Annotated in this window: 21 protein-coding genes; 1 reads left to right on the top strand and 20 read right to left on the bottom strand. The window is 39.7% G+C overall.

Annotated features, from left to right (window positions below; translation table 11 throughout):
• Positions 1–13: 13 nt before the first annotated feature.
• The 15 genes from iolD to CHF41_RS00925 form a co-directional block, all read right to left on the bottom strand.
• Positions 14–1,930: a 3D-(3,5/4)-trihydroxycyclohexane-1,2-dione acylhydrolase (decyclizing) gene (iolD, locus tag CHF41_RS00995; protein WP_119875610.1), complete on the bottom strand. Its 1,917-nt coding sequence runs from the start codon at positions 1,928–1,930 to the stop codon at positions 14–16.
• Between the two features lie 5 nt (positions 1,931–1,935).
• Positions 1,936–2,898, bottom strand: a complete 963-nt coding sequence (gene iolC, locus CHF41_RS00990; RefSeq protein WP_119875609.1) for a 5-dehydro-2-deoxygluconokinase — start codon at positions 2,896–2,898, stop codon at positions 1,936–1,938.
• Between the two features lie 11 nt (positions 2,899–2,909).
• A complete protein-coding gene (iolB, locus tag CHF41_RS00985) occupies positions 2,910–3,725 on the bottom strand; it encodes a 5-deoxy-glucuronate isomerase (protein ID WP_119875608.1) in 816 nt (271 codons plus the stop codon).
• The gene (locus CHF41_RS00980) at positions 3,716–6,832 is read right to left on the bottom strand and encodes an alpha-mannosidase (protein WP_119875607.1); all 3,117 of its coding nucleotides are present in this window, start codon (positions 6,830–6,832) and stop codon (positions 3,716–3,718) included. The genes iolB and CHF41_RS00980 overlap by 10 nt, the downstream gene beginning before the upstream one ends.
• Before the next feature lie 22 nt (positions 6,833–6,854).
• Positions 6,855–7,427: a YitT family protein gene (locus tag CHF41_RS00975; RefSeq protein WP_119875606.1), complete on the bottom strand. Its 573-nt coding sequence runs from the start codon at positions 7,425–7,427 to the stop codon at positions 6,855–6,857.
• Between the two features lie 15 nt (positions 7,428–7,442).
• Positions 7,443–8,618 carry a PTS transporter subunit EIIC gene (locus CHF41_RS00970; RefSeq protein ID WP_162911897.1) on the bottom strand — a complete coding sequence of 392 codons (1,176 nt, stop codon included), beginning with the start codon at positions 8,616–8,618 and terminating at the stop codon, positions 7,443–7,445.
• A gap of 49 nt (positions 8,619–8,667) precedes the next feature.
• Positions 8,668–9,012, bottom strand: a complete 345-nt coding sequence (locus CHF41_RS00965) for a PTS sugar transporter subunit IIB (protein ID WP_119875604.1) — start codon at positions 9,010–9,012, stop codon at positions 8,668–8,670.
• A gap of 1 nt (position 9,013) precedes the next feature.
• Entirely contained in the window at positions 9,014–9,316 is a 303-nt protein-coding gene (locus CHF41_RS00960) for a PTS sugar transporter subunit IIA (protein ID WP_119875603.1), read from the bottom strand.
• On the bottom strand, positions 9,313–11,328 hold the full coding sequence (locus CHF41_RS00955; protein ID WP_119875602.1) for a BglG family transcription antiterminator: 2,016 nt from the start codon (positions 11,326–11,328) through the stop codon (positions 9,313–9,315). Before CHF41_RS00955 ends, CHF41_RS00960 begins: the two co-directional genes overlap by 4 nt.
• Positions 11,329–11,344: 16 nt before the next feature.
• Positions 11,345–11,908: a hypothetical protein gene (locus CHF41_RS00950; RefSeq protein ID WP_119875601.1), complete on the bottom strand. Its 564-nt coding sequence runs from the start codon at positions 11,906–11,908 to the stop codon at positions 11,345–11,347.
• A gap of 8 nt (positions 11,909–11,916) precedes the next feature.
• A complete protein-coding gene (locus tag CHF41_RS00945; RefSeq protein WP_119875600.1) occupies positions 11,917–12,741 on the bottom strand; it encodes a carbohydrate ABC transporter permease in 825 nt (274 codons plus the stop codon).
• A gap of 2 nt (positions 12,742–12,743) precedes the next feature.
• Positions 12,744–13,637, bottom strand: coding sequence for a carbohydrate ABC transporter permease (locus CHF41_RS00940; RefSeq protein ID WP_240622961.1), 894 nt, complete (start codon positions 13,635–13,637; stop codon positions 12,744–12,746).
• Positions 13,638–13,711: 74 nt separating this feature from the next.
• Positions 13,712–14,965 (bottom strand): ABC transporter substrate-binding protein, encoded by a 1,254-nt coding sequence (locus CHF41_RS00935; protein WP_119875599.1) that lies wholly within the window; start codon positions 14,963–14,965, stop codon positions 13,712–13,714.
• 17 nt (positions 14,966–14,982) lie between these two features.
• Complete coding sequence (locus CHF41_RS00930; protein WP_119875598.1) at positions 14,983–15,747, bottom strand: sugar phosphate isomerase/epimerase family protein; 765 nt, start codon at positions 15,745–15,747, stop codon at positions 14,983–14,985.
• Between the two features lie 6 nt (positions 15,748–15,753).
• Positions 15,754–16,701 (bottom strand): aldo/keto reductase, encoded by a 948-nt coding sequence (locus CHF41_RS00925; RefSeq protein ID WP_119875597.1) that lies wholly within the window; start codon positions 16,699–16,701, stop codon positions 15,754–15,756.
• A gap of 195 nt (positions 16,702–16,896) precedes the next feature.
• Between CHF41_RS00925 and CHF41_RS00920 the strand changes: the two genes are divergently transcribed.
• Positions 16,897–17,769 (top strand): metallophosphoesterase family protein, encoded by an 873-nt coding sequence (locus tag CHF41_RS00920; RefSeq protein ID WP_119875596.1) that lies wholly within the window; start codon positions 16,897–16,899, stop codon positions 17,767–17,769.
• Between the two features lie 699 nt (positions 17,770–18,468).
• On the opposite strand, the gene rsmA is transcribed toward CHF41_RS00920, so the two are convergent.
• The 5 genes from rsmA to rpmH form a co-directional block, all read right to left on the bottom strand.
• A complete protein-coding gene (rsmA, locus tag CHF41_RS00915; RefSeq protein ID WP_119877109.1) occupies positions 18,469–19,344 on the bottom strand; it encodes a 16S rRNA (adenine(1518)-N(6)/adenine(1519)-N(6))-dimethyltransferase RsmA in 876 nt (291 codons plus the stop codon).
• Between the two features lie 244 nt (positions 19,345–19,588).
• The gene (locus CHF41_RS00910) at positions 19,589–20,116 is read right to left on the bottom strand and encodes a DUF1697 domain-containing protein (RefSeq protein WP_119875595.1); all 528 of its coding nucleotides are present in this window, start codon (positions 20,114–20,116) and stop codon (positions 19,589–19,591) included.
• On the bottom strand, positions 20,109–20,669 hold the full coding sequence (gene rnmV / locus CHF41_RS00905; protein WP_119875594.1) for a ribonuclease M5: 561 nt from the start codon (positions 20,667–20,669) through the stop codon (positions 20,109–20,111). The genes CHF41_RS00910 and rnmV overlap by 8 nt, the downstream gene beginning before the upstream one ends.
• Before the next feature lies 1 nt (position 20,670).
• Positions 20,671–21,447, bottom strand: a complete 777-nt coding sequence (locus tag CHF41_RS00900; protein WP_119875593.1) for a TatD family hydrolase — start codon at positions 21,445–21,447, stop codon at positions 20,671–20,673.
• Between the two features lie 110 nt (positions 21,448–21,557).
• Positions 21,558–21,695 (bottom strand): 50S ribosomal protein L34, encoded by a 138-nt coding sequence (gene rpmH, locus CHF41_RS00895; protein ID WP_018368178.1) that lies wholly within the window; start codon positions 21,693–21,695, stop codon positions 21,558–21,560.
• Positions 21,696–21,858: the final 163 nt, after the last annotated feature.

Below are 21,858 nucleotides of genomic sequence, written 5' to 3'. Positions count from 1 at the left end.
GCATTCCTTATTTCTAGTATAGCAAAGCATCATTTAATTTTTCAGTCTTTTCCTCTAAAACTGTTTTAGTTTGATGATCTTGTGTGACTTGTGCAAGCCCTGTGTTCCACCATGACAAATAGTTTGCAGTCATTGTTTTAGGTAGCACTTTAATGTGAATCAATGTAGACTTGGTTTGCTGCTTGGCTTCCTGTAATGCCTTATACAATTCTTCTTTGCTTCCAACAGAATACCCCACTGCGCCATAGGCCTGAGCTAATTGCGCAAAATCAACTGTCACTAGCTGCTGAGCCGTATCAATAAATTCTGTTCCAAAAGATGGCATACCACTTCCCATCTGCAAATTGTTAATGCAACCGAATCCAGCATTGTCAAACAGTAGTATCGTCATTTTCTTATCGTACTGTAAGCTAGACAACAACTCCGAATGGAGCATATGAAAACTGCCATCACCAACAAAGGCATACACTTCTTTGTTTGGATTTGCTATTTTGACACCATAAGCACCAGCCACTTCATACCCCATTGTTGAATAACCATATTCCATATGGTAGGTGTTCACATCTCTAGCCTCCCATAGGCGTTGCAAATCTCCTGGCAAGGACCCTGCTGCGCCAACAACAATACTGTCTTCTGAAATAGATTCATTAATGGCAATAACAGCACTAGTCTGTGTCAAATTTGTCTTTAGGGTGGCTGCATACTCAGTTAATCTGTCTCTTGAAAAATGACCCTCTATTTCTGGTACATACTCTGCTTTACCAAACTCAGTCAAGGCTAGACGTTTTCTCTCTGTTTGCCAAGAATCCTGAATACTAGTCAAGCGGTCTCCATACGAAGTTTGATAGCCACTATCAAGACTTGCTGCAATTTGCTCTAGTGCTGTCCTAGCATCTGCCACTAGGGATACCCCATTTAATTTATAGGCATGTTGACGAGACACATTGATATTTAAAAATCGAACATGTTCTGTGTCAAATCCTGTCTTGGATGAGGTAGTAAAATCAGAATATCTTGTTCCAACACCAATAATCAAATCCGCCTGCTTCATCACTTCGTTGGCAGCCGCATTACCTGTGACACCAACTCCTCCTAGATTCAGGGGAAGCAGCGAACTAACGGTTGATTTCCCCGCCTGCGTTTCCACAATTGGAATCTTGTGCTGTTTCGCTAGGGTTTGAAGAACCTGCCCTGCTTGTGAATAACGCGCACCACCTCCAACGACCAGAACTGGATAGTGACTTTCTTGAATCAGTTGAACAGCCGCTTCTACTTCGCGATCGGTTGCCGAACGACGATCTAGGTAATGTACTCGCTTATCAAAAAACTCAACTGGAAAATCATAGGCTTCTCCTCCAACATCTTGAGGAATAGCTAGAGTGACTGGCCCGCTTGATTCTGGATCTGTTAACACTTCAAAAGCACGGAGCAAGGCACTCATTAGTTGCTCAGGACGATGGATTCTATCCCAATACCGTGACACTGGGCGCAAGGCATCATTTGTCGTAATACTGATCCCATTTTTTTGTTCGATTTGTTGCAGTACCGGATCTGGTTGCCGTGTGGCAAATGTATCTCCTGGTAAAAATAGAACAGGTATATGATTAGCAAGAGCAGTCCCCGCAGCCGTGACAAGATTCGCCGCTCCCGGTCCAATAGAGGTAGTTACTGCAAAAATCTGCTTCCGTAAGCTCTGTTTAGCAAAAGCAATCGCAGCATGGGCCATCCCTTGCTCGTTCTTCCCTTGGTAAATGTCTAAATGTCCAGGATCTTCGGCAAGCGCCTGACCAAGTCCTAAGACATTCCCATGACCAAAAATATGAAACACACCCTTAACAAACGGAATTTCCTCTCCATCGCTTGATAAATATTGTTGATTTAAAAATTTAACTAAGGCTTGAGCAGTCGTTAAGCGGATTGTTTTCTGCATCTCTGTCACCCTCCCCACGTTTGTGTCCGAATGACGTCCTCAATCTCTTGAACTGTTGGCATCGCCTCTGATGAACTATGGCGACTAACAACAATCGCTGAAGCTGCGCTAGCATATTGAAGAGCAGCCTCAATGCCTTTTTCATTTAACAAAGCATAGATAAAGGCTGCAGCATAGGAATCACCTGCACCAAAGGTTTTCAAAACATTTGCTTTATAAGCATAGCCCCTTGTTACCTTACCGTTTTTTTCATAAGCATAGGAGCCATCAACACCATGCTTGATGACAATCAATTCTGGTGAATAGCCAAAGAGGGAATTTACCGTTGTCTCATTGTCCCCACCCTTTCTATTTTCCAAAATATCAAATTCATCCCGAGTTCCGATTACAATGGTTGATTTTTGGGCCACCAGTTGATAATACACAGCCGTTTCAGCTAAGGACTTCCAAGTATAGGGGCGATAGTCCAATTCAAAGATGACAGGTACACCATTGGATTGAGCAATTTCTACTGCCCTTAAAACAGCTTCCCTAGAAGGGCTTTGGGATAAAGCAGTCCCTGAAACCAGTAAGTATTTAGTCTGTCGGATGTAGCTTTCCGAAACCTCTGTTGCTTCTAAATATAAATCAGCTACATCTTCGCGATACATCAAAATACTGCATTCAGTTGGACTCTTGATTTCTGTAAACGCAAGACCACTCTTATGACCAACAGAATCGAAAATCATCTGTGACACATCCACACCTGATCGGCTCATAAAATCTCGGATAAACCGACCATGCTGATCGTCAGATACCTTACCAATAAATCCGACACTTTCACCAAGTTTTGCCAATCCAATGGCAATATTAGCCGGCGAACCTCCGACATACTTCTGAAAGGTCATTGTCTCTTCCATCGGCTGATTATAGTCAACCGCATTTAAGTCAATACATGCTCTTCCAAGAGCAATCAATGAATAGGTCATATTGCTGTCTCCTATCTATTTTTAGTCCATTGATGATCTGGATCATCGGTGAATTTCCACACTTTCTGTGGTCCAGCCATAATATTTAAATAATACGATTCGTAGCCATCTGGTACCCCTACTGGATGGTAACCTTTAGGAACTAAGACAATGTCTTTGTTGTGACACGACAGACTAGTATCAAGCAACCGATCATCTGTGTAAACCCGTTGAAAAACAAACCCCTGAGCTGGGAAAATCTCATGATAATATAGCTCCTCTAGCATTGATTCCTTAGGAAGATTATCCTCATCATGTTTATGCGGAGGATAGCTAGAGAAGTGACCACTATCTGTATACACTTCAACCACCAACAGACGATCACTGATCTCACTGGTATCAGATAACATTGTATGCACTCTCCGTTGATTTTGATTTTTTCCACGAAATTCAATGGCAACGTCCTGATGAGATAGTAATTTCGTTGGTTTTTTCACTGTTGTTGGAGATTTAGCTAGCAAAATACGGCAGTCTGTATCTGCTACTACCTTACACTGGCTTTCTATGCCAAGGTAAACACTATCAGTCGGCTTTTTCTCAAAAACAGATTCTCTTGTTCCTAGATGTAGAAAAGAAGTTTCCGAATCAACAAATAGACTCGCTTGCCCACATAGAATCACCGCACAGCATTCGTCTTGCTCCGTAGAAAATACCATTTCTGCCTCAGCTTGCAGTTCATAAACTTCAACCGAAGTATACTTCATTCTACTATTTTTTCGATTAACATACTGGATGAGTTCTACGCCCTTTGTAAGCGGAAAATAAATGGGGTGTTTGATTAATTGCATGTTGATTTCTCCTCTTTTCCTATTCCAATACGGAATGTCTTAATCTCATACGGCTGAATAGCAACGTCAATTGGCCCATACTGCTTATCACCTACTGGTCTTTCCAACAAATCAACTTCCTGCCACCACTGATTATCCTTAATAGATAGGGTCAGAGACTCCGTACCGCCAGCATACTCATGTAACCTAAGTATGTAGCCATCTTCATTTTCAGCTTTCTTCAAAGCATCCATAACCACATGCTCTCCACCCATCATAGAAATCTTAGGTAGCTCAAGAGTAGTATTTACCACCAATAATTCGTCATTAATTTCCCAAGCCTCTTTTGCTGTTTCTCCCTCAATGTAATCGCCACTATGCGGATAAAGGCTATAGGTAAACTGATGAGTCCCAATATCCGCCGTCGGATCTGGATAAATTGCTCCTTTTAGTAAGCTCAAGCGTAGAGTTTGCCCTTTCACATCACAACCATATTTGGAATCATTGAGTAGACTCACACCGTAATCTCTCTGTGATAAATCAACCCATTGGTGGACAACTGATTCAAATTTAGCCAGCTCCCAACTGGTATTCCAGTTTGTTGCACGGCGAACATTCCCATATTGAATATCATACGTAGCATAGGTATTTCGAACATTTACATCAAATTTGACTTTCAACAATTGCTGGCGTTCCTGCCAATCGACTTCTGTTACAAAGTCGATTCGTTTGGTGTGGTGATAGAGTCTCATCTCCTGCACGAGGGTAGATTTTCCAAAACGATAACGGAAACGAATGCTGTCAAACAAAGGATTGGTCGGTATGACTTCCACATCCTCTACACTCAATACACGATATTTTTCTTGATAGAAAATATCAATATCCCAAGCATCAAAGTTCATTGGCTTATCTTCAAATAACTGGAACACATTTCCTTGACCCGTGAGTACTTCTTTCTGACACTCTTTATCGTAGATACGTGTCAAATGCCCCTCTTCGTTCCATTGAATATGGTACCATTCATTCTCAATAAAATGAGAGCCAATCTTCGCACTGATTATTTGAGTTTCTTGAGCTGTTTGGCATTGAGTCAACTGAAGGATTTCAGAACCATAAGCAGGAAGGTGCTCCATTAAAACATACGTTTTATCCTCTGAATCAAAGCTCAACAATAGCTGTCCTGAAGAATTTGTATAACCGTATCCTGAAGGAGCAAGTGGCAATTCTAGGATTGAACTTCTTTCCCACGTACTTGTATTACATACAGTTAGCGCTGAAGAAGAAGTCGCTAATTGCTCGAGTAGATCATTACTTCTGTCGAGCACATTTCCCATCTCCATACGATAATCTTGATAGACTTCTTTAATGGATGAGCCTGGTATAATATCATGGAATTGATTCCGCAGAACGGTCTCCCATAGCGCATACAACTCTTCCTTAGGATAGTCAGTATGCGCTTTCATATCTAGTAGTGAAAAGATATACTCCAATCGACGTAGGAACAATTCGCATTGTCGGTTAGTTTTTTTCACAAAAGCTTGAGATGTGTAGGTTCCACGGTGGTATTCTAGGTATAATTCTCCATCCCATGTATGAACATATTGAGAAGTATTTTTGAACGTATCTTGCAAGGTAGCAAAATAGTCATCTGCGCGCCCATTTTTAACATACGGCAAACCCGGTAATTGGTCCATAACCTTACGTTTCTCTAACATCTCCCGAGTCACACCACCACCGCCATCTCCAAAACCATAGGAAATCAGCAGATCTTGGTTAATATTTTTATCACGATAGGCTTTATAAACCCCTAGAACAGTTTCAGGCTCTAGCTCACCATTGTAGGTATAATACCAGTTTGATTCCCATTCATTTTCTTCACCTGGTTCCGGTGTAGTAATAAAATGAGTCAATACTTCAGAACCATCCAGTCCCCGCCAAACAAAGGTGTCATGTGGCATACGATTGAACTGATTCCAACTGATTTTAGTTGTCATGAAGGTATCGATTCCACTCTTTTTCAAAATTTGCGGTAAAGCCCATGAATAACCAAAAACATCTGGTAACCAAAGATAGTGTACATCCTTATTAAATTCATTACGAATAAACTGTGAGCCATGTAAAATCTGTCTGGTCAAGGATTCACCCGATGGAATGTTGCAATCAGCCTCTAACCACATAGCCCCATCAACTTCCCAACGACCTTCTGCCACACGTTCCTTAATTTTTTCAAACAGTTCTGGATAATCTTCTTTTATGAACTGATAAAGCTGGGGTTGGGTTTGTAAGAAAATATAATCTGGATATTCTTCCATAAGGCGTAGAACTGTTGCAAAACTTCTCGCTGCCTTTTCACGGGTATGTTTTAATCGCCACAACCAAGCTACGTCAATATGAGTGTGCCCAATAGTAGTCACTGTGATTGGGCTATCTTTTGGCATCGATTGAAGCTCTACTTTTAGATAATTATGAGCACTTCTTATGGATTGATAAAACAATTCACTACCAGGTTCCGACCAGTCTACCAGTTGAAACGTATGATTTAATAAAACTGCATAACGATGATACAAGGGATGCTCTTCTCCTAGTTCAGCCATTGTCTTATGCAATAAATCTGTATAGCACATCAACTCATCGACCGGGCGATTCAAACGACATAACGCGGCTTTTCGGAATTCATGTATCTGGATTTTTTCCTCTCCGCCACCTTCTAAACCAGACCACAGTTTAAGAGACACAGTAATAGTCCGATTCCGATAGCATTCTGCTAATTTGACTTCCTTATGATTTGAATCAACCCCTTGATAAATTTCTCGATCAATGAATAAAAGGGATTCAAATCCTGAATTATAACCACCACCAGTATGACCGAAATCCAAATACAAATAAACATCATCCTCATCTGGGATTGTAATATCTTGCTGAATCCACAGGTAATAATCTCTCCCCTTCCAAGTATCTCCTATTACAAAAGGAGCACTGTTTGAAAATGGTGAAGGGGGATATTTCTCCTGCTTGGTCGTATCTTCCAATAACTTCCACTCTGGAATGGTTTGAATGGTATGAAAGCGATGATTCTCCAACTCATTGATCCGAGCACGTAGCTTTTCTGTTAGGTAAAATAAACTCATGTATCAGCTCCTTAAAACTTCTTCATTCTTTCTGCTGCATCAGCATATCCATAACTTTGGTAAAACAAACACTAAACACAATACCCAAACCAACAGAACGAAGACCATAGGAAGTATAGCCTAGCCCTAAAACAGCCACATTGATATACCGCAAATAACGTCCTACTGAATAGGCAGGAAATCGCCTGTGTAGGATGACCGCAAAGACATCCAAACCTGCCGTAGAAGAATTTTCTGATAAACAGCAATAATAACCGCTTGCTATCAATAAAACAGCTAGCAAAAAATCAACAGCAATAGCTGTATGCAAGGTAAAAGGTAAGTGATAAAATACATTGAAAAACAGCAGGTAAGATAGACTACTTACAATCGAAGATACCAAAAAAGATCGTCCTACAAATAGATAAGCTATGATGAGCAGGGCTATCGTAATTCCGTTTGTAAAAACAGTAATATCAATCTTAAATATACTGCTAAAAATCAACGATAAGCTCGTGACGCCACCATTGATAATATGGTTTGGTACCATCAATTTAGCGTAAGCTAAACCAAGCAAAATATTTCCAAATACAATTTTTAATATTGACTTTTGCAATCATGTACCTCCTGTTTAAAAATCTAAATCTAAATCTGAATAGCGGTCCTCCTCGACTTGTTCTTGGTAATTTTTTTCATAGGCTTTAAAAAATGGGTAGTACATCAGTATAGCTAGGATGAATACCACACCAACCAGCACCAAGGAGCGAATATCTAAAGTTGCAAGGAATGGTGCTAGTGGAAGGGGCATATCTGCTACAAAAAAGATTGGTGGATTGACCCAGCCGACTCGAAAAACAAACCATTGAAATACGGCTAAGAGCGGTGTCCCAATCACAAATGGCACAAACAAATATCGATTCATTACTACAGGAACACCAAAAACAATCGGCTCTGACACCGACCAAAACATGCCAGAAACAGCTGCTTTCCCTACTTCTTTAAAGCTCTTTTTAGAACTGAGCAAGGAGAGAATAACCAATGCGCCAGTCAATCCAGAACCTGTTAAGCTGAAAAAATAATCCCACAAATTTGGTGTGAAAATGTATTCTGGTACCCGTCCAACTGCAACGGCTACTAGATTGGCTTGAAAATGATTTACCGCGAAAAAGAGCACAATCGGAACCAAAACTCCATATCCGTTGATACCGATATACCACAAAAGCATTTCAAGAAAGACAACGAGAAAAACCACTAAAGGATGATCTAGCGTCAAATATTGGATACAGCGGACAATCGCAACACCAGATAAAACCTGTACCCCGCCCCACAATATAGCAAATACTAGTAAAAAATAAATTGCTTGAAATGCGTATTCGATTCCCTTCATCGGCAATGATAAATACCGCTTCAATCGCGCCAGCATCCATTGATAGACATGAATAATCCCAGCACTAAATAGAAGCGAACAAAAGGCCACTGGCATATCTGTCAGCTCCTGCTCCCCTATCCCTCTTAGCAGGAGGAAAACAATCGTGCTACAACAATAAAATAGATACTTTGTCTGTTCTTGAGCTACTAGATAGGCTAATAGGATGAAAAAAATCCATGAAAAATGTTGCGTAGTCAATGTTAATAATTCTGTAGTCAGCCTACCTATCAACTGATTGTGTATCCAGGAACGATTCACGATATTGACCATCGCAAGAGCTGACATGGTTATCATTAGCATATTTAACTGCAGCAGGCATTGCTTCAACCCTTGAAACCATCTATTTTTTTCCAGTTTACCGACTAAGGGTAAAATCATTTTCTGAAATCGCTCCAACATCTGATGAAATCTGTTCAATACCACTCGTTTAACCCTCAAGTGAACTAGTCTTTATCAAGTAAATGGCTTCTTTTAAAATATTTGCGGCATTCATCGTCCCATAATCAGCCGCATTAATCACAGCTACTGGTACATGATAAGGACGGGCTTTCTCTTCAATTTCTTCTTTCCGGTGGCCAATTTGTGGCCCTAATAAAATAACTTGATACGTCTGCAAAATCTTATCATCAATGCTACCAGCTGGTACTGCATCGATGGTTACATTGCTAGTAGATAATTTTTCACTTGCTTCCACAATAGTCCGCATTTTCCCAACAAGTATGCTAGTTGACGCTCCCAAATTACAAGCCAAACAGATTGATAATGTTTCCATTTTATTCTCCTTCTTTGTATAACAAAATAAATTCTTCGACAACGGTGGACATCAATATCGTATTCATTAATGTCCCTTGAGCATGAACCAACAGCACATTGACTTGATTGTCCTCCCCATTCATCTCCTTCACAATCAACTGAGTTTGGAGATTATGGGCTTCATTCATCAATTGCTCGGCTTCTAGCCTTTTTTGTTCGGCACTATCAAAATGACGTTGTCTAGCTTCTCGTAGTGCTTCCACTAACATTGAAAAAGCAGTACCTGCTTTTGAAATCAATTCAAAAGAAATCTCGTTCATCATCTTCCCTCATTTTTTCCTAATAAAGTATTTATTTTTTGTATCAATTTAAAACGATTTCCACTGTCTCGCAGAGTAAACAATGTTTCTTCCTGCGTAATCCAATGAACAAGACCCTCAATAATCGGATATGAATTTTGTTTGTCCATTGCTACGACAACAATAACTTGTATGGGCATTCCATCTGTCGAAGGGAAAATAACAGGTTCTTGAAAGATATGCATGCTAAGACCATTTTGTCTTACCCCGTCTTCTGCCCCTGCATGGACCAGCATAACACCCGGAGCAATCACCATATACATGCCAAATTGCTCGATATTCCGAATAATTTTTTGAGTGTATCGCTCCTCAATACTCCCATGCTCCTTCAGACATTCAGAGCTAAGCTGCACAGCCTCACGCCACTCCAGTTCTTGTTGATTTTGATGATAGACTAGCATGGTCGGATCAAAAACAAAGTCTACTGAAGAAACCGAAGATTTCTTTGCAACATTCGTCGCTAAAATATTAATAATCTTTGCCTCTATGCGATCCATTTCAATATGATCACCCAATTCTTCAACTAGAACTTCCATGATCTGTGACAATTTCGTTACGTCGCGTGATGGCGTTACATATACTTGTGCGGCTAACATCTTCTGTATCTTCTTCAAAAAGACGTCCGAAAATGCATTGTCTGTATAGATGACTTTCTCCGAGTTAACCTCCGGTAATTTAATGGTAGTAATAATGTAATCATAGTCCTGAATTTGTTTCGGCTGAAATTCAAAGACAGCGATTGTATCGATGTACTGTTCATCAACAAAACGGGCAATTCTTCCTTTTAAGAGACGTGAAATAGCACGACCCTCCGCACAAATAATGAGAATTCGAGGGCAGGACTGACAGACCGATTGTGGCTCATCAATCCCATTGATATAGTAAAGAGTCACCAAGGCTGCTTCTGATACCGTAACATGCTTAAACATCTGCCCCTTATATGAGCGCAGTGCTGTAAAAATAGTTTGAAACAATTCTGGATGTGTTTTGACAAAGTCTAAATTCACATCCTGCATAGGATTGTGCTGCTTTTGTCTCAGAATAAATCGCTGAAGATGGCGGACCAATACTTCTGACGCATGATGTGATTCTACCAGTTGAAACGAGGCTGCAATTTTTTTGTTTAGATAGACAAGTAAATCTTGTGCTAGCTGTGAATCTTCAACCTTTTGCTCATGATTCATTTCCAAAATCGACAGAAACTGATGCAACTGTTGCTGTTTTATTTGTCGACCTAAGGTAAGAGGCTCGTTTTCAACCTTCAGTAATTTATACTGTAAAATCATCATATTCAAAAATGCCGTATCATCCATTTGGTTGTCTACCGTTTTTGAATAGTCAATGGTTTTCTCTAAGGCTTCAAATAGCACATCCAATTCAAAAATGTCAAAGAACACTAAATCGCCAACTTTTGAATACACATTATCCTTATAATAAAAACTATAGATTTCTCGGATATTAATCAATTTCTTTAATAGCGACACAAAGAGCGCAAAACGTTTAAAACTATACTCTGGAACACAGTATCCCCGTCTTAATACATAATCGAGTGGAATCTTTTCTCTTGCACACCGCTTTTTCACTTTTTCAAGAAGATTCACAATACTAGTTCGGGAAGAGCTAAGAACCCTTGTGAAATAATTAATCGGAATATAGTCATCTCCAATCAACAATTTCAACAAGATAAAATACTCCATTTGTTGGGGCGTAAATTTGAACTGACCTGGTGTCGTGTGAGACACAAAAAAGATAAACTCTTTCGATACTCTTTCCCTATCCCCTACCCAGATACAGTCTTTTTCCACCTTTAACAAACTCGCTTTCCTAGCTTGTAAAAAGCGATTAATTTTTCCTATGGTATATCGAATCTGGTTATCAGACAAGCCTAATCTTTGACGGATATTCTCGATTTCCAGTCCATCTTTTTGTTCTAAAATAAACCGGAGCAAGTCGATTTCCCGCTGGGTCAACTTCATAGCACTCCTCCCCTCATTACTGTATTATTCGTATCATCATCTTCTCACTCATCTTATTGAGTAGCTGAAGAAACACACCTACTACTATAACCATACAGGGTGGGTAAATTACCACTACAAAACCTACTAGCAGTAACAAGACAAACAGCAATATCCAACTTGGAACTCCTAATATCAGTAATTTCATTCCTTGATACAACAGTTCCATGGAAGGACACTGCCCTCTTGCCAACTGCCATATACCTGTCGTCAAGAGAGAAAATCCCCCAATGCCTAGTACGGTTAGTAAAAGACTACTAAGAAGGACTAGTGGACTTGGCAAAACAGGCAGAATATGAAGATTCAATAAGAGAATGAACAAGAAAACATAGACCAGCAGCTGAGCTCCAACACAAATAGCAATGACTTTTCTATTTTTTACAATCATCCACTTACTATCAGACAACGGAGATAAGTATACAAATGCTATCAGTAAACCGTATACCCCTCCAATAATGGTCAGTAAACCAATCACACTAATCGCACTTACAATAATAATATCCATCAACTTTGCTTGCCATTCTATTACTTTTTCTTTCATCGCCCTATCTACTGCTTCACAGCCCCTTCTGTAATACCTGCAATTAACTGCCTACTAAAGATAACAAATACAATCAATAACGGAATTGTCGCTAATAGTGCGCCTGTAATAACTAGAGGATAATTAACAGTGTAAAGTCCTTTTAACTGAGTGAGCGCTAGCATCAATGTGTACTTCGACTCATCATTCAAAATAATCAACGGCCAGATATAGTCATTCCACGAACCCATAAATGAATACAAGGCCAAAAAAGCCAAGGCTGGTTTCATAATGGGTAAAGCAATTTTAAAGTATGCATTAAACGTAGAACAACCATCTAATTTTGCTGACTCAATAAGACTGTCTGGTATCGCATCTGTACAGTATTGCTTAATCCAAAAAATACCAAAAGCGTTCGCCATCCCAGGAATGATTAGTGCTTTATACGAGCCAACCCAACCCAATTTGTCCATCAAATAAAAGGAGGGAATAATATTTAATTGCCCTGGAATCATCATTGTCCCCAATAAAAATGTGAATAGGAATCCTTTCCCTTTAAATTTTAATTTCGCAAAGGAAAAACCTGCCAATGAATCAAAGAACAAAATGAGTATCGTAGATGTAATTGCAATAAAGAGTGTATTCAGAACTGAATGAAAGAACGGTGTTTCTCTAAAAACAGTCTCAATATTTTGAAATAATTTAGAACCCAATAGTAAACTTGGTGGAATCTGATAAATTTCCTTGTTTTCTTTACTTCCCATCACTAACATCCAATAAAATGGGAAAACAGATAAAATCACACCAATTCCTAAAAAGATTCTGACAAATAATTTAAACGGCTTATTTCCCATATTTATTCTCCCTTTATGCGATAAGTCGTCAAATACCAGTTTAATAACGAGAAGATCATGATAATAATCACCAAGGCCCAAGCAATGGCTGACCCGTATCCATAATCATTATTGGAGAAGGCTGTATTATACAAGTAATAAACAATGGTCATCGCACCACCTTCGGGTGTCGCTCCTTGCGGTACTAAAACTTGCGCTTCTGAAAATACTTGCAAACCACCAATCGTCGACATCATAACTGTAAACAAAATAATCGGTTTTAATTGCGGAATCGTAATGTGACGGAAAATTTGCAGATTCGTTGCACCATCCATTATCGCCGCTTCATAATAGTCGCTTGGAATTTTTGTAATACCTGTCAGATAAATAATCGTGTTATAGCCTAGATACATCCAGATATTAATGAGCGCAATAACAATTCGAACCCAGAAGGTCGATGTTACCCATTTTATCGGTGCTAGGCCCAAATATTGCAACAAACTATTGGCAAGACCATCCAAATTAGAAAAGATAAGTCCAAACAAAATCGTCACTGCTACAACTGAGGTAATATTCGGTAAAAAGAAAATAGCTTTTAATAATTCTTTATGCTTCACAAACTTTAGATTGATCATAAATGCCAACACTAAAGCAATGAATAACATTGGAAAAGTTCCAACCGCCCAAATAATCAATGTATTTTTCACGGATAGATAAAAATCCGCATCATGTATCAATCGGATAAAATTTCCCCATCCGACAAATCTCATTTCTCCTAAGCCATCCCATTTATTAAAGGCTAAAATCCCCGCAAAAATAATAGGAAAGAGGCCAAAAATCAAAAACAAAATATAAAAGGGAGAAATAAAAAGATAGGGAACATACTTGTCAACATCTTTTTTCTTACTCATCGTCATACCTTTCATCTCCTTGAAAGATAAGTTTTGCTAGTAGAAATCGTTCATCTACTAGCAAAACAATGTTCTATCAACTATTTAGAGATTTCTTCTACCTTCTTCATCGCATCATTCCATGCTTGTTCAGGAGCTTTTCCTTGTTCTGCAACAAGGGTCATTTGGTTTTCAAAGCATTCAAAGGCAGCTGATTCACGTGGATCAAATGGAACGTATTCCAAAGCATTTGCTGCTTCGATAAAGTAATGATTATACTGCTCGTTACCAAACAGCTCGTGTTTTACATTTGCAAAATCATCATCAAATACTTTTTTGTTAGCTGGGAAGAGCGCCAATTCTTTATAATTTACTCGTTGACTTTCTTCATTGGTCAAATATTTGACAACTTCGGCAGCCTCTTTAGGGAAAGCTGTTGTCTTGATGACTGCAAGATAAGAACCACCATAGTTTGAAGGCAATAATGGGGACTTAGCAATTAACCATTGTTCAGGAGCTGCACCATCTTCAGCCAGGTCATTGATCCCCCAAGAAGCTTCAATCATACCACCAAACAAGCCCCGTTGAACAGAGTTAGCACCATCTGCACTATTTCCTTTTGCACCAAGTGTGTAACCATTCTTTTCTGCCATAACAGCATAATCCCATGCTTTTTTCAGTTCACCATCAGCATAGATTAATTTTCCATCTTTGTCATAGATGTGCTTGGTCATTGCGCGATACCGTTGTTGAAGAAGAGATAGTGATGATTGGAACATCGGCATATCTGCTTTTTCTTTCATCTGCTTAGCCGCTTCCATATATTTTTCATCATTACTCAACAACTCGCTGACTGCCTTATCGTCTGTTGGTAATCCTGCCTTTTTAAAGGCTTCAACATTATAGAATAGAGCAGTTGGCCCAATATCAATCGGCATAGCAATCTGAGCTGATTTGTCATTGGTAAAGCAAGAATCCCACTTCCACTCAACGTATTCTTTTGCTAAGTCAGCTGTACCATAGTCTAATAAGTTTACAAAACGGTCACTATATGGAATGTAATCGGCAATGTTACTATTGATTGCTGTAATATCCGGAGCCGATTTTGAATTGAGACTGGCTTTTAATTTTGTATCAAAATCTCCATTAGCCGGTATTTGTTTGAAATTCAATTCATAATCTGGAAATTGCTTCTTAGCATTTTCAATAGCAGTATCGCTAATCGCTCCATTATAATAATTAATTGACAGCGATACTTTATCACTTGATTTTGATGAACTACTGCCACAAGCACTCAGTAGGGCTCCACCTAGCAATACTCCGCTCATCAGCATCCACTTTGTTCTGCTTTTCATTTGTATTTCCTCACTTTTCAAATTGATATTAAATAATCAAAACTTTTTGCTAAACTATGTAGCATTCCAATCTTAGAGTAATCTTGTTCAATACAATAATACTCTACTCCATTTGCTTCTCCCCAGCGAACGATTTCATCAAAACGTACATCACCATTGCCTAACTCTGTCAAGTTATTGTCCATATCTGTCGGATTATATCCTTTTTTATAATCCTTCAGGTGTACAATCGGAGCACGGTACGAGAACTTTTTGAATTCTTCCACGGGGTCTTTACCTGCAACAGACATCCAATACGTATCTGGTTCTGCATAAATACCCAGTCCATAATCCGGAGCGGTGATATAATCTAAAACTGTTGCACCCTCTATCTGGTTATTAAAATCATACTCTGGACAATGCAAACCGACACGAAATCCTAGTCCCTTTAATCGATTTTGAACGCGTAACAACTGCTTCTTGGTTTTGATATACCCTTCTACGTGCTGCTCTTCATCATCAATATACTTATCGTAGATGGTCTTACAATTAAATAGCAAGGATTCTGCTATGATACCATCTACATCGTGAAAGAACCGATCATGCTTAATATGCATACCCGCAATTTCAAAACCATATTGATCAATTAAAGACTTGATTTCCTGAGGAGAATGTCCACGCATTCCATCGAGTTGTACAGCCTCAAATCCAATTTCTTTTAACGCTTTAAAAGTTGCTTCTGGATTTTCGGCTAGTTCTTTCCGAACCGAATAGAGCTGCGCTGCTATCTTTTTTCTCTCCACTGATTTCTACTCTCCTTTCTTTAAAGATTCCATTTCCTTATCTGATAGTGGAATGTCCAACGCTTCTAGCGAATCCTGAAGATGCCATTCTTCTTCTGGACCAATCGTTGCAAACACTGGAAATGGTTGGTTTAAGACATAAGCTAATGAAACCTGAATTGGTTTTACTCCTTTTTCTTCTGCTAACCGATCACAGATAGATAAACGATTCCAATTCAATTCGTTAAAATAGACATCTACAAATTCTTTTAACTCTGGGTTATCTTTGTCTTCTTGTTTAAAACGATGTCCAAAGAAACCCTCAGCCTGTGCAGACCATGCAATCAATGGAAATTGATTAGCCTCGTGCCAGTCAAGCATTTCTTGATCAGCCGTGACTGTATTATCCCATCGTTGGCAATTAACAGTAGCCAAACTTAAATTAGGACTATTAAATGATAGTGGATGTAATTGATGTTCCTCACAATACGCCAGTGCCTCCTTAATACGATTCAGAGTCCAGTTCGATACCCCAAACGCTCGTATTTTCTGGTCATCTACTAGTCGACTAAGTGTCTCCATCAAAGGGCCTACAGGATAATTGGGATCATCACGGTGTAGTAACAAAATGTCCACATAATCCGTATCTAACATTTCTAAACTAGTTTCCAAATCCTGAACAATGGCCTCTGGTGTCACCCTCGGTGTGTGAGGAGCTTCTCGAACAGGATGACAACACTTAGTAATAATGGTATAGGCTGAGCGAGGCTTCCCATCTAGCCACTCTCCGATAACCGATTCGCTTTCCCTATAATGGCGTGCTGTATCAATCGCTAACCCTCCAGACGCCACATAAGCCCCAAACATCGTATGAACTTTAGCCATATTATTTAATTTTAGATAGTCACTTGAACCTAAAATAATCTTTGACAGCCGAATTTCCCCGCCATCTACTTTTATGATTTCATTTTTCATTCAGAAATCCCCTCTCTATTTTTGGAAAGCGCTTACTTATATATGTCCAGTCTATCACATCCCAAATTGACTTGCAACAAAACGAATGACAAACTTTTACAAATTTTATACAAAAAAATGTTATTAATAAACTTGATTTTTTGAGCAATATTCGTTATGGTAAAAGCATAGAGAACGAAAGAAAGGAGCCACTACATGCTCACTTATACAACCAAACCATTCAACATCTTACAATTTACTGATATTCATATCGGTGAAGCTCCCTTTAATCAAGATGACCTCAAAACATTTGAACAAATTAGGGCAACTCTTGAGACGACATCAGCCGATTTAATTTGTATCACTGGTGACTTAATTTGGTCAGACGGGGTAAAAGACCCACAAAAAGGTCTGATTGCCCTAGCTGAAATTTTTAATCAATATCCTATTCCCCTTGCCATTACTTATGGAAATCACGATTCTGAACAATCCTTGTCCCGAAAAGATTTGCATGCCCTGGAGAAAGAATTATTCCACCATTTAGCACCAAAGTCTCACTCGTTTTTTGATAGCGATCATAAGGAATGTTTTACGATTGAACTCTATCACAATAATCAGCTCAGCAATGTCCTTTATTTTATTGATTCTGGAGCGGATGCGCTGCTAGATATCGAAAGCTATGACTGGGTATCCTTAGAGCAAGTGAATTGGTATAAAGAAACTTCTCGACAATATTTGGACAACTACCCACACTTAACCCATGACCTACTCTTTTTACATATTCCTCTACCTGAATTTGAACAAGCAGGAGAGCACATCATTGATGGTCACTATTGGGAAATGAATCCTCGTATTTCAGCTCCTAAATTAAATACTGGTCTTTTCAGTCATATCCTATATCAACAGCATATCAATGCTATTTTCTGTGGCCATGACCATGATAATAATTTTGAAGGCTTGTTTTTGAACCATCGATTTATCTATGGAAATGTTTCTGGCTACAATTGTTATGGTGTTTTACCAAGAGGCTATCGTACCATCAGTCTTTCACCCGACGATATGAAAACACAGATACATACTTACGCATAAAACACCGAAGAGAGTGGGGCAGACCATGATGAGCGCACCGCATTCCCCCACAAAAGAATGGAATCCGGAAGATTGCGCATAAAAGTGTTTCACCTTGGAAATTCAATAGTTTCATATAGTATCTTCTACCAAAATATATGACTATTTGAATACGAGCTAAAATCTCGAAAAATAGATGAGACTAACCTGAAATGCGATTCCAGCGCCTGTCTCCCTTATTTTCTATCGATTTTTTTACGATCTTATATCATACAAAAACGAACAAAGAGAGAGTTTTAAGGTTGAACTCTTCCTTTGTTCGCTTTTTACTTTTCTAATCGAACTTTTGTCCCAAACTCCTCGGTATTTTTCATCTGGTGATATTTATAAGACAAAATAGCTATTTTTGATTTTCATTGAGGCTGGGTAAAAACTCAATTTTTAGCCAGCCTCTTAAACATTGAACAATAAAAAAAATGACTTAGAATCAACGTTTCTTGACAACGTTAATCTAAGCCATTTACTATTTTTAAGACTTTTACCCAGCCTCAATACCACTACTGCAAAAGCAGCATATGTGTACACACCTTCGGCTTACTGTATTTCCAACCTAACCCAATCACTATCTTAACCTTGTCAATGTAACCAATTTATATGTTTTAAGGTTGTAAATGGTGGATAAGTGGGTTATCTTTGAATTTCAACAAGTATTAGCCTATTTTAACCTAGTCCTGCTACTTTCAATGCATCACTCAATCGAGCAAAATCTTCCAGACTAAGAGCCTCACCGCGAACAGAGGGTTGTAGGTCTGCTGCTACAAGCGCTGCTTCTAGCTTTTCTTTGACGCTGTCAGCCTTGCCAAAATAGCTGGTCAAGTTGTTCCACAAGGTCTTGCGGCGGTGAGTAAAACTGGCTTTTGCCACCTTGAAAAAGAAGCTTTCATCTGCGACTGCTACCGCAGGCTCTGGACGTCTGGTCATTTTCAAAATCGCACTATCCACATTTGGAGCAGGGACAAAAACCGTGCGAGGCACGATAAAGGCTACTTTAGCAGTCATATAATACTGCACCGCAATAGACAAGCTGCCATAAGCCTTGGTATTCGCCTCAGCAGAAATCCGGTCCGCTACCTCGCGCTGCATCATCACGACAAATTCGCTAAATGGAATGCTACTTTCAATCAGGTGCATCAAAATCGGTGTCGTGATGTAGTACGGAAGATTGGCTACTACCTTAATCGGTAAATCAGGATTTTTAAACTGCTTGACATGCTCCACCAAATTAGTCTTTAAAATATCCTGATTGACCACCGTCACATTGTCAAAATCACGCAGGGTATCCGCCAAAATCGGCACCAAACGGTCATCAATTTCAAAAGCCATAACCTCCGCTGCTCGCTCTGCCAAAAATTCTGTTAAAGCTCCAATTCCTGGTCCAATCTCAATCACATTGACCGACTCATCAATCTCAGCCGTATCCACAATCTTCTGTAAGATATTAGTGTCCGTCAAAAAATTCTGACCAAAGGACTTCTTAAACGTAAAACCATGACGCTCCAAAATCGCACGCGTCACACTATAATCTGCAATTCTCATATAAGATACCAAGGGCGTAAAACGGACAAAGCCAAAACAGGAGTTTTTGTACGGAGATGCTGGCATCTACAAAAAAACTATCTTTTTGGCACAGGCCGTAGCCCGGGTTCAGTTCCTTTCTGTTTCTAAAAGTACATACAAACTAAAAAGCCACTATTTTCTCGACACTTTTAGCTCATATTCAATTCCTTTCTTTCAATATAAAGTCCATAAAGAGTGAGGCAATAGATTTTTACCCTGTTCCCTACATCCCCATCAAACGTTCTACGACACTCAGTTTGCGTGCCGTCATGGTGCTGTCCAAGCGTTTTTCGAGATAATTCGTGTATAAGCGTTTCTTTTTCGCATCACGTGGCAGATATAAGTACAAACATTCGCTACCTTGAACCAGCTTTTCATCGCCAAAATCTTCCTGAAGTAGTTTGTCGAGCCTAGTTTGGGCAATAGTGTCATTTGTAAAAACCAAATGAATCCTAGTTCTGTCGTGTGAATCATCAAATGGCTGTTCAGCCGCAGCCCTTTCCAATTGCTGGGGTGTTTTAACAACTACCGCCAAATCAGCCCCAATCTTCTCACGTATCACATCGTGAACAATCTGCTTGATTTCTTCATCTGACTTCGTTGTCTGTAACACGATATTCCCACTTTGAATATATGTTTTGACTTCTTCGAGCCCTGCTTTTTGCAGAATTTCTACCAAATAAGACATCTTTGGAATGCGATTTTGCCCTGTCGGCGTTACGCCACGCAATAGTATCACTTTCTTACTCATATCCCGCCATAACCTCTTCCACTTCTGCTAAGGAAATACCAAACATCTCTAGACGTTTCAAAAGTTGCTTGCCATTGGTGTAGCCAATACGGAGCTGTTGTCCAAGGTATTCCCTACGTTTGCGACTATCTCCGCCTGCTAGAAAGCCGAAGCGAATCAAATCACTCCGTGTGATGTCAAAGGTAGACTTTTTGTCCTCTGCACCCAAGACCTGCGACAGCGCCTTGTCCAAATCCTCAAAAGAAGCATGTTCAATACCGAGCGACTTTCCCTTGGTCTTAGAGTCAGGTGCTGCCTCATCTCGGTTTAAGAAGGCATGTTTTGCCGTTGGAACAGCTACCATGATCATCTTCCGAATCCGCTCCCCGTTAAAATCCGGATCTGTAAAAACAATCACCCCATGTAAGTCATTCAAACGCTTAATACGCTCAAGATCCTCCTGCGAAATGGCAGATCCTCTGGTTTCATAGGTTTCTACCTCGTAAAACCGTTTGAGATTAGCCGTATCATCTCGACCTTCAACTACGATGATTTCTGATATTTTTTTCTTCATATCAGTCTTTTAACCCAAACAACTCTTGTGCATTAGCGTAGGTTCTAGTAGCCACTTCTTCCAAAGATAAGCCACGAAGATCTGCAATCTTCTCCACCACATAACGGGTATAGGCAGTACGATTCTCCCTTCCGCGCTTAGGAACAGGAGCTAGATAGGGCGCATCTGTCTCCACCAAAATCTTATCAATCGGCAAACGAGTTGCTGTTTCTTGGATCTCTAAAGCCTTTTTAAAAGTGACAACTCCTGAAAATGAAATGGTCATGCCAAGATCGATAAACCGCTCTGCCATTTCCAAAGAACCAGAGTAAGAATGCATAATCCCACCACGTGCTCCAACGCCCTCGCTCTTGATGATGTCATAGGTATCCTCTAAGGCATCGCGAGTATGGACAACAAAGGGCAAGCCGAGTTCTTTTGATAAAGCAATCTGCCGGCGAAAGACCTGCTCCTGCACCTCTTTAGGAGCTGTCATCCAGTGGTAATCCAAGCCAATCTCACCCAGGGCAATGACCTTATCGTGCTTAAGATTCTGACGTAAAAACTCTTCAACCTCATCAGTATAGGTAGCAGCTTCCGTTGGGTGCCAACCAATGGTCGCATAGACCTGCTCATAGCGGTTTGCTAAGTCCAAGGCGCGCTCAATCGTCGGCTCATCAAAGCCTACCACATTCATTCTGGTCACACCCATTTCTGCAGCTAAGGCCAACTCTTCCTCAATTCGCCCCTCAAATTCTTCAACGTTGAGGTGGGTATGGGTATCAAAAATTTGAATCATCTTTTTCTCCTAGGCTTTTAAACACCTACTAACTTATTTGTTCTATTATACCGCTTTTGCCATAAAAAAACCAACAGACTCGAGTTTCTGCTGGCTTTTTTATCGTTTTATTATGCCACTGCAAGCACTTTGCGTCCTTTACGACGACGAGCTGCTAACACGCGACGGCCGTTTTTAGTTGACATACGGTTACGGAATCCGTGTTTGCGTGCACGACGGATTTTACTTGGTTGAAAAGTACGTTTCACGATGAATACCTCCTCATAGATTTTGTATTCGTTTAGCCGGCTAGTTTTGATCAGTTACTAAACATACTTTACTATTCTATCTGATTCTGTCGGCTTTGTCAAGCTATACCGGCTGGTCAGTTCTTTAAATTTCAATCATTTTGTCAAATTCCATGAAAAAATA

Origin of the sequence: Streptococcus respiraculi, assembly GCF_003595525.1 — a bacterium.
Taxonomy (GTDB): Bacteria; Bacillota; Bacilli; order Lactobacillales; family Streptococcaceae; genus Streptococcus; species Streptococcus respiraculi.
This window is presented reverse-complemented; position numbering and strand designations above follow the sequence as displayed.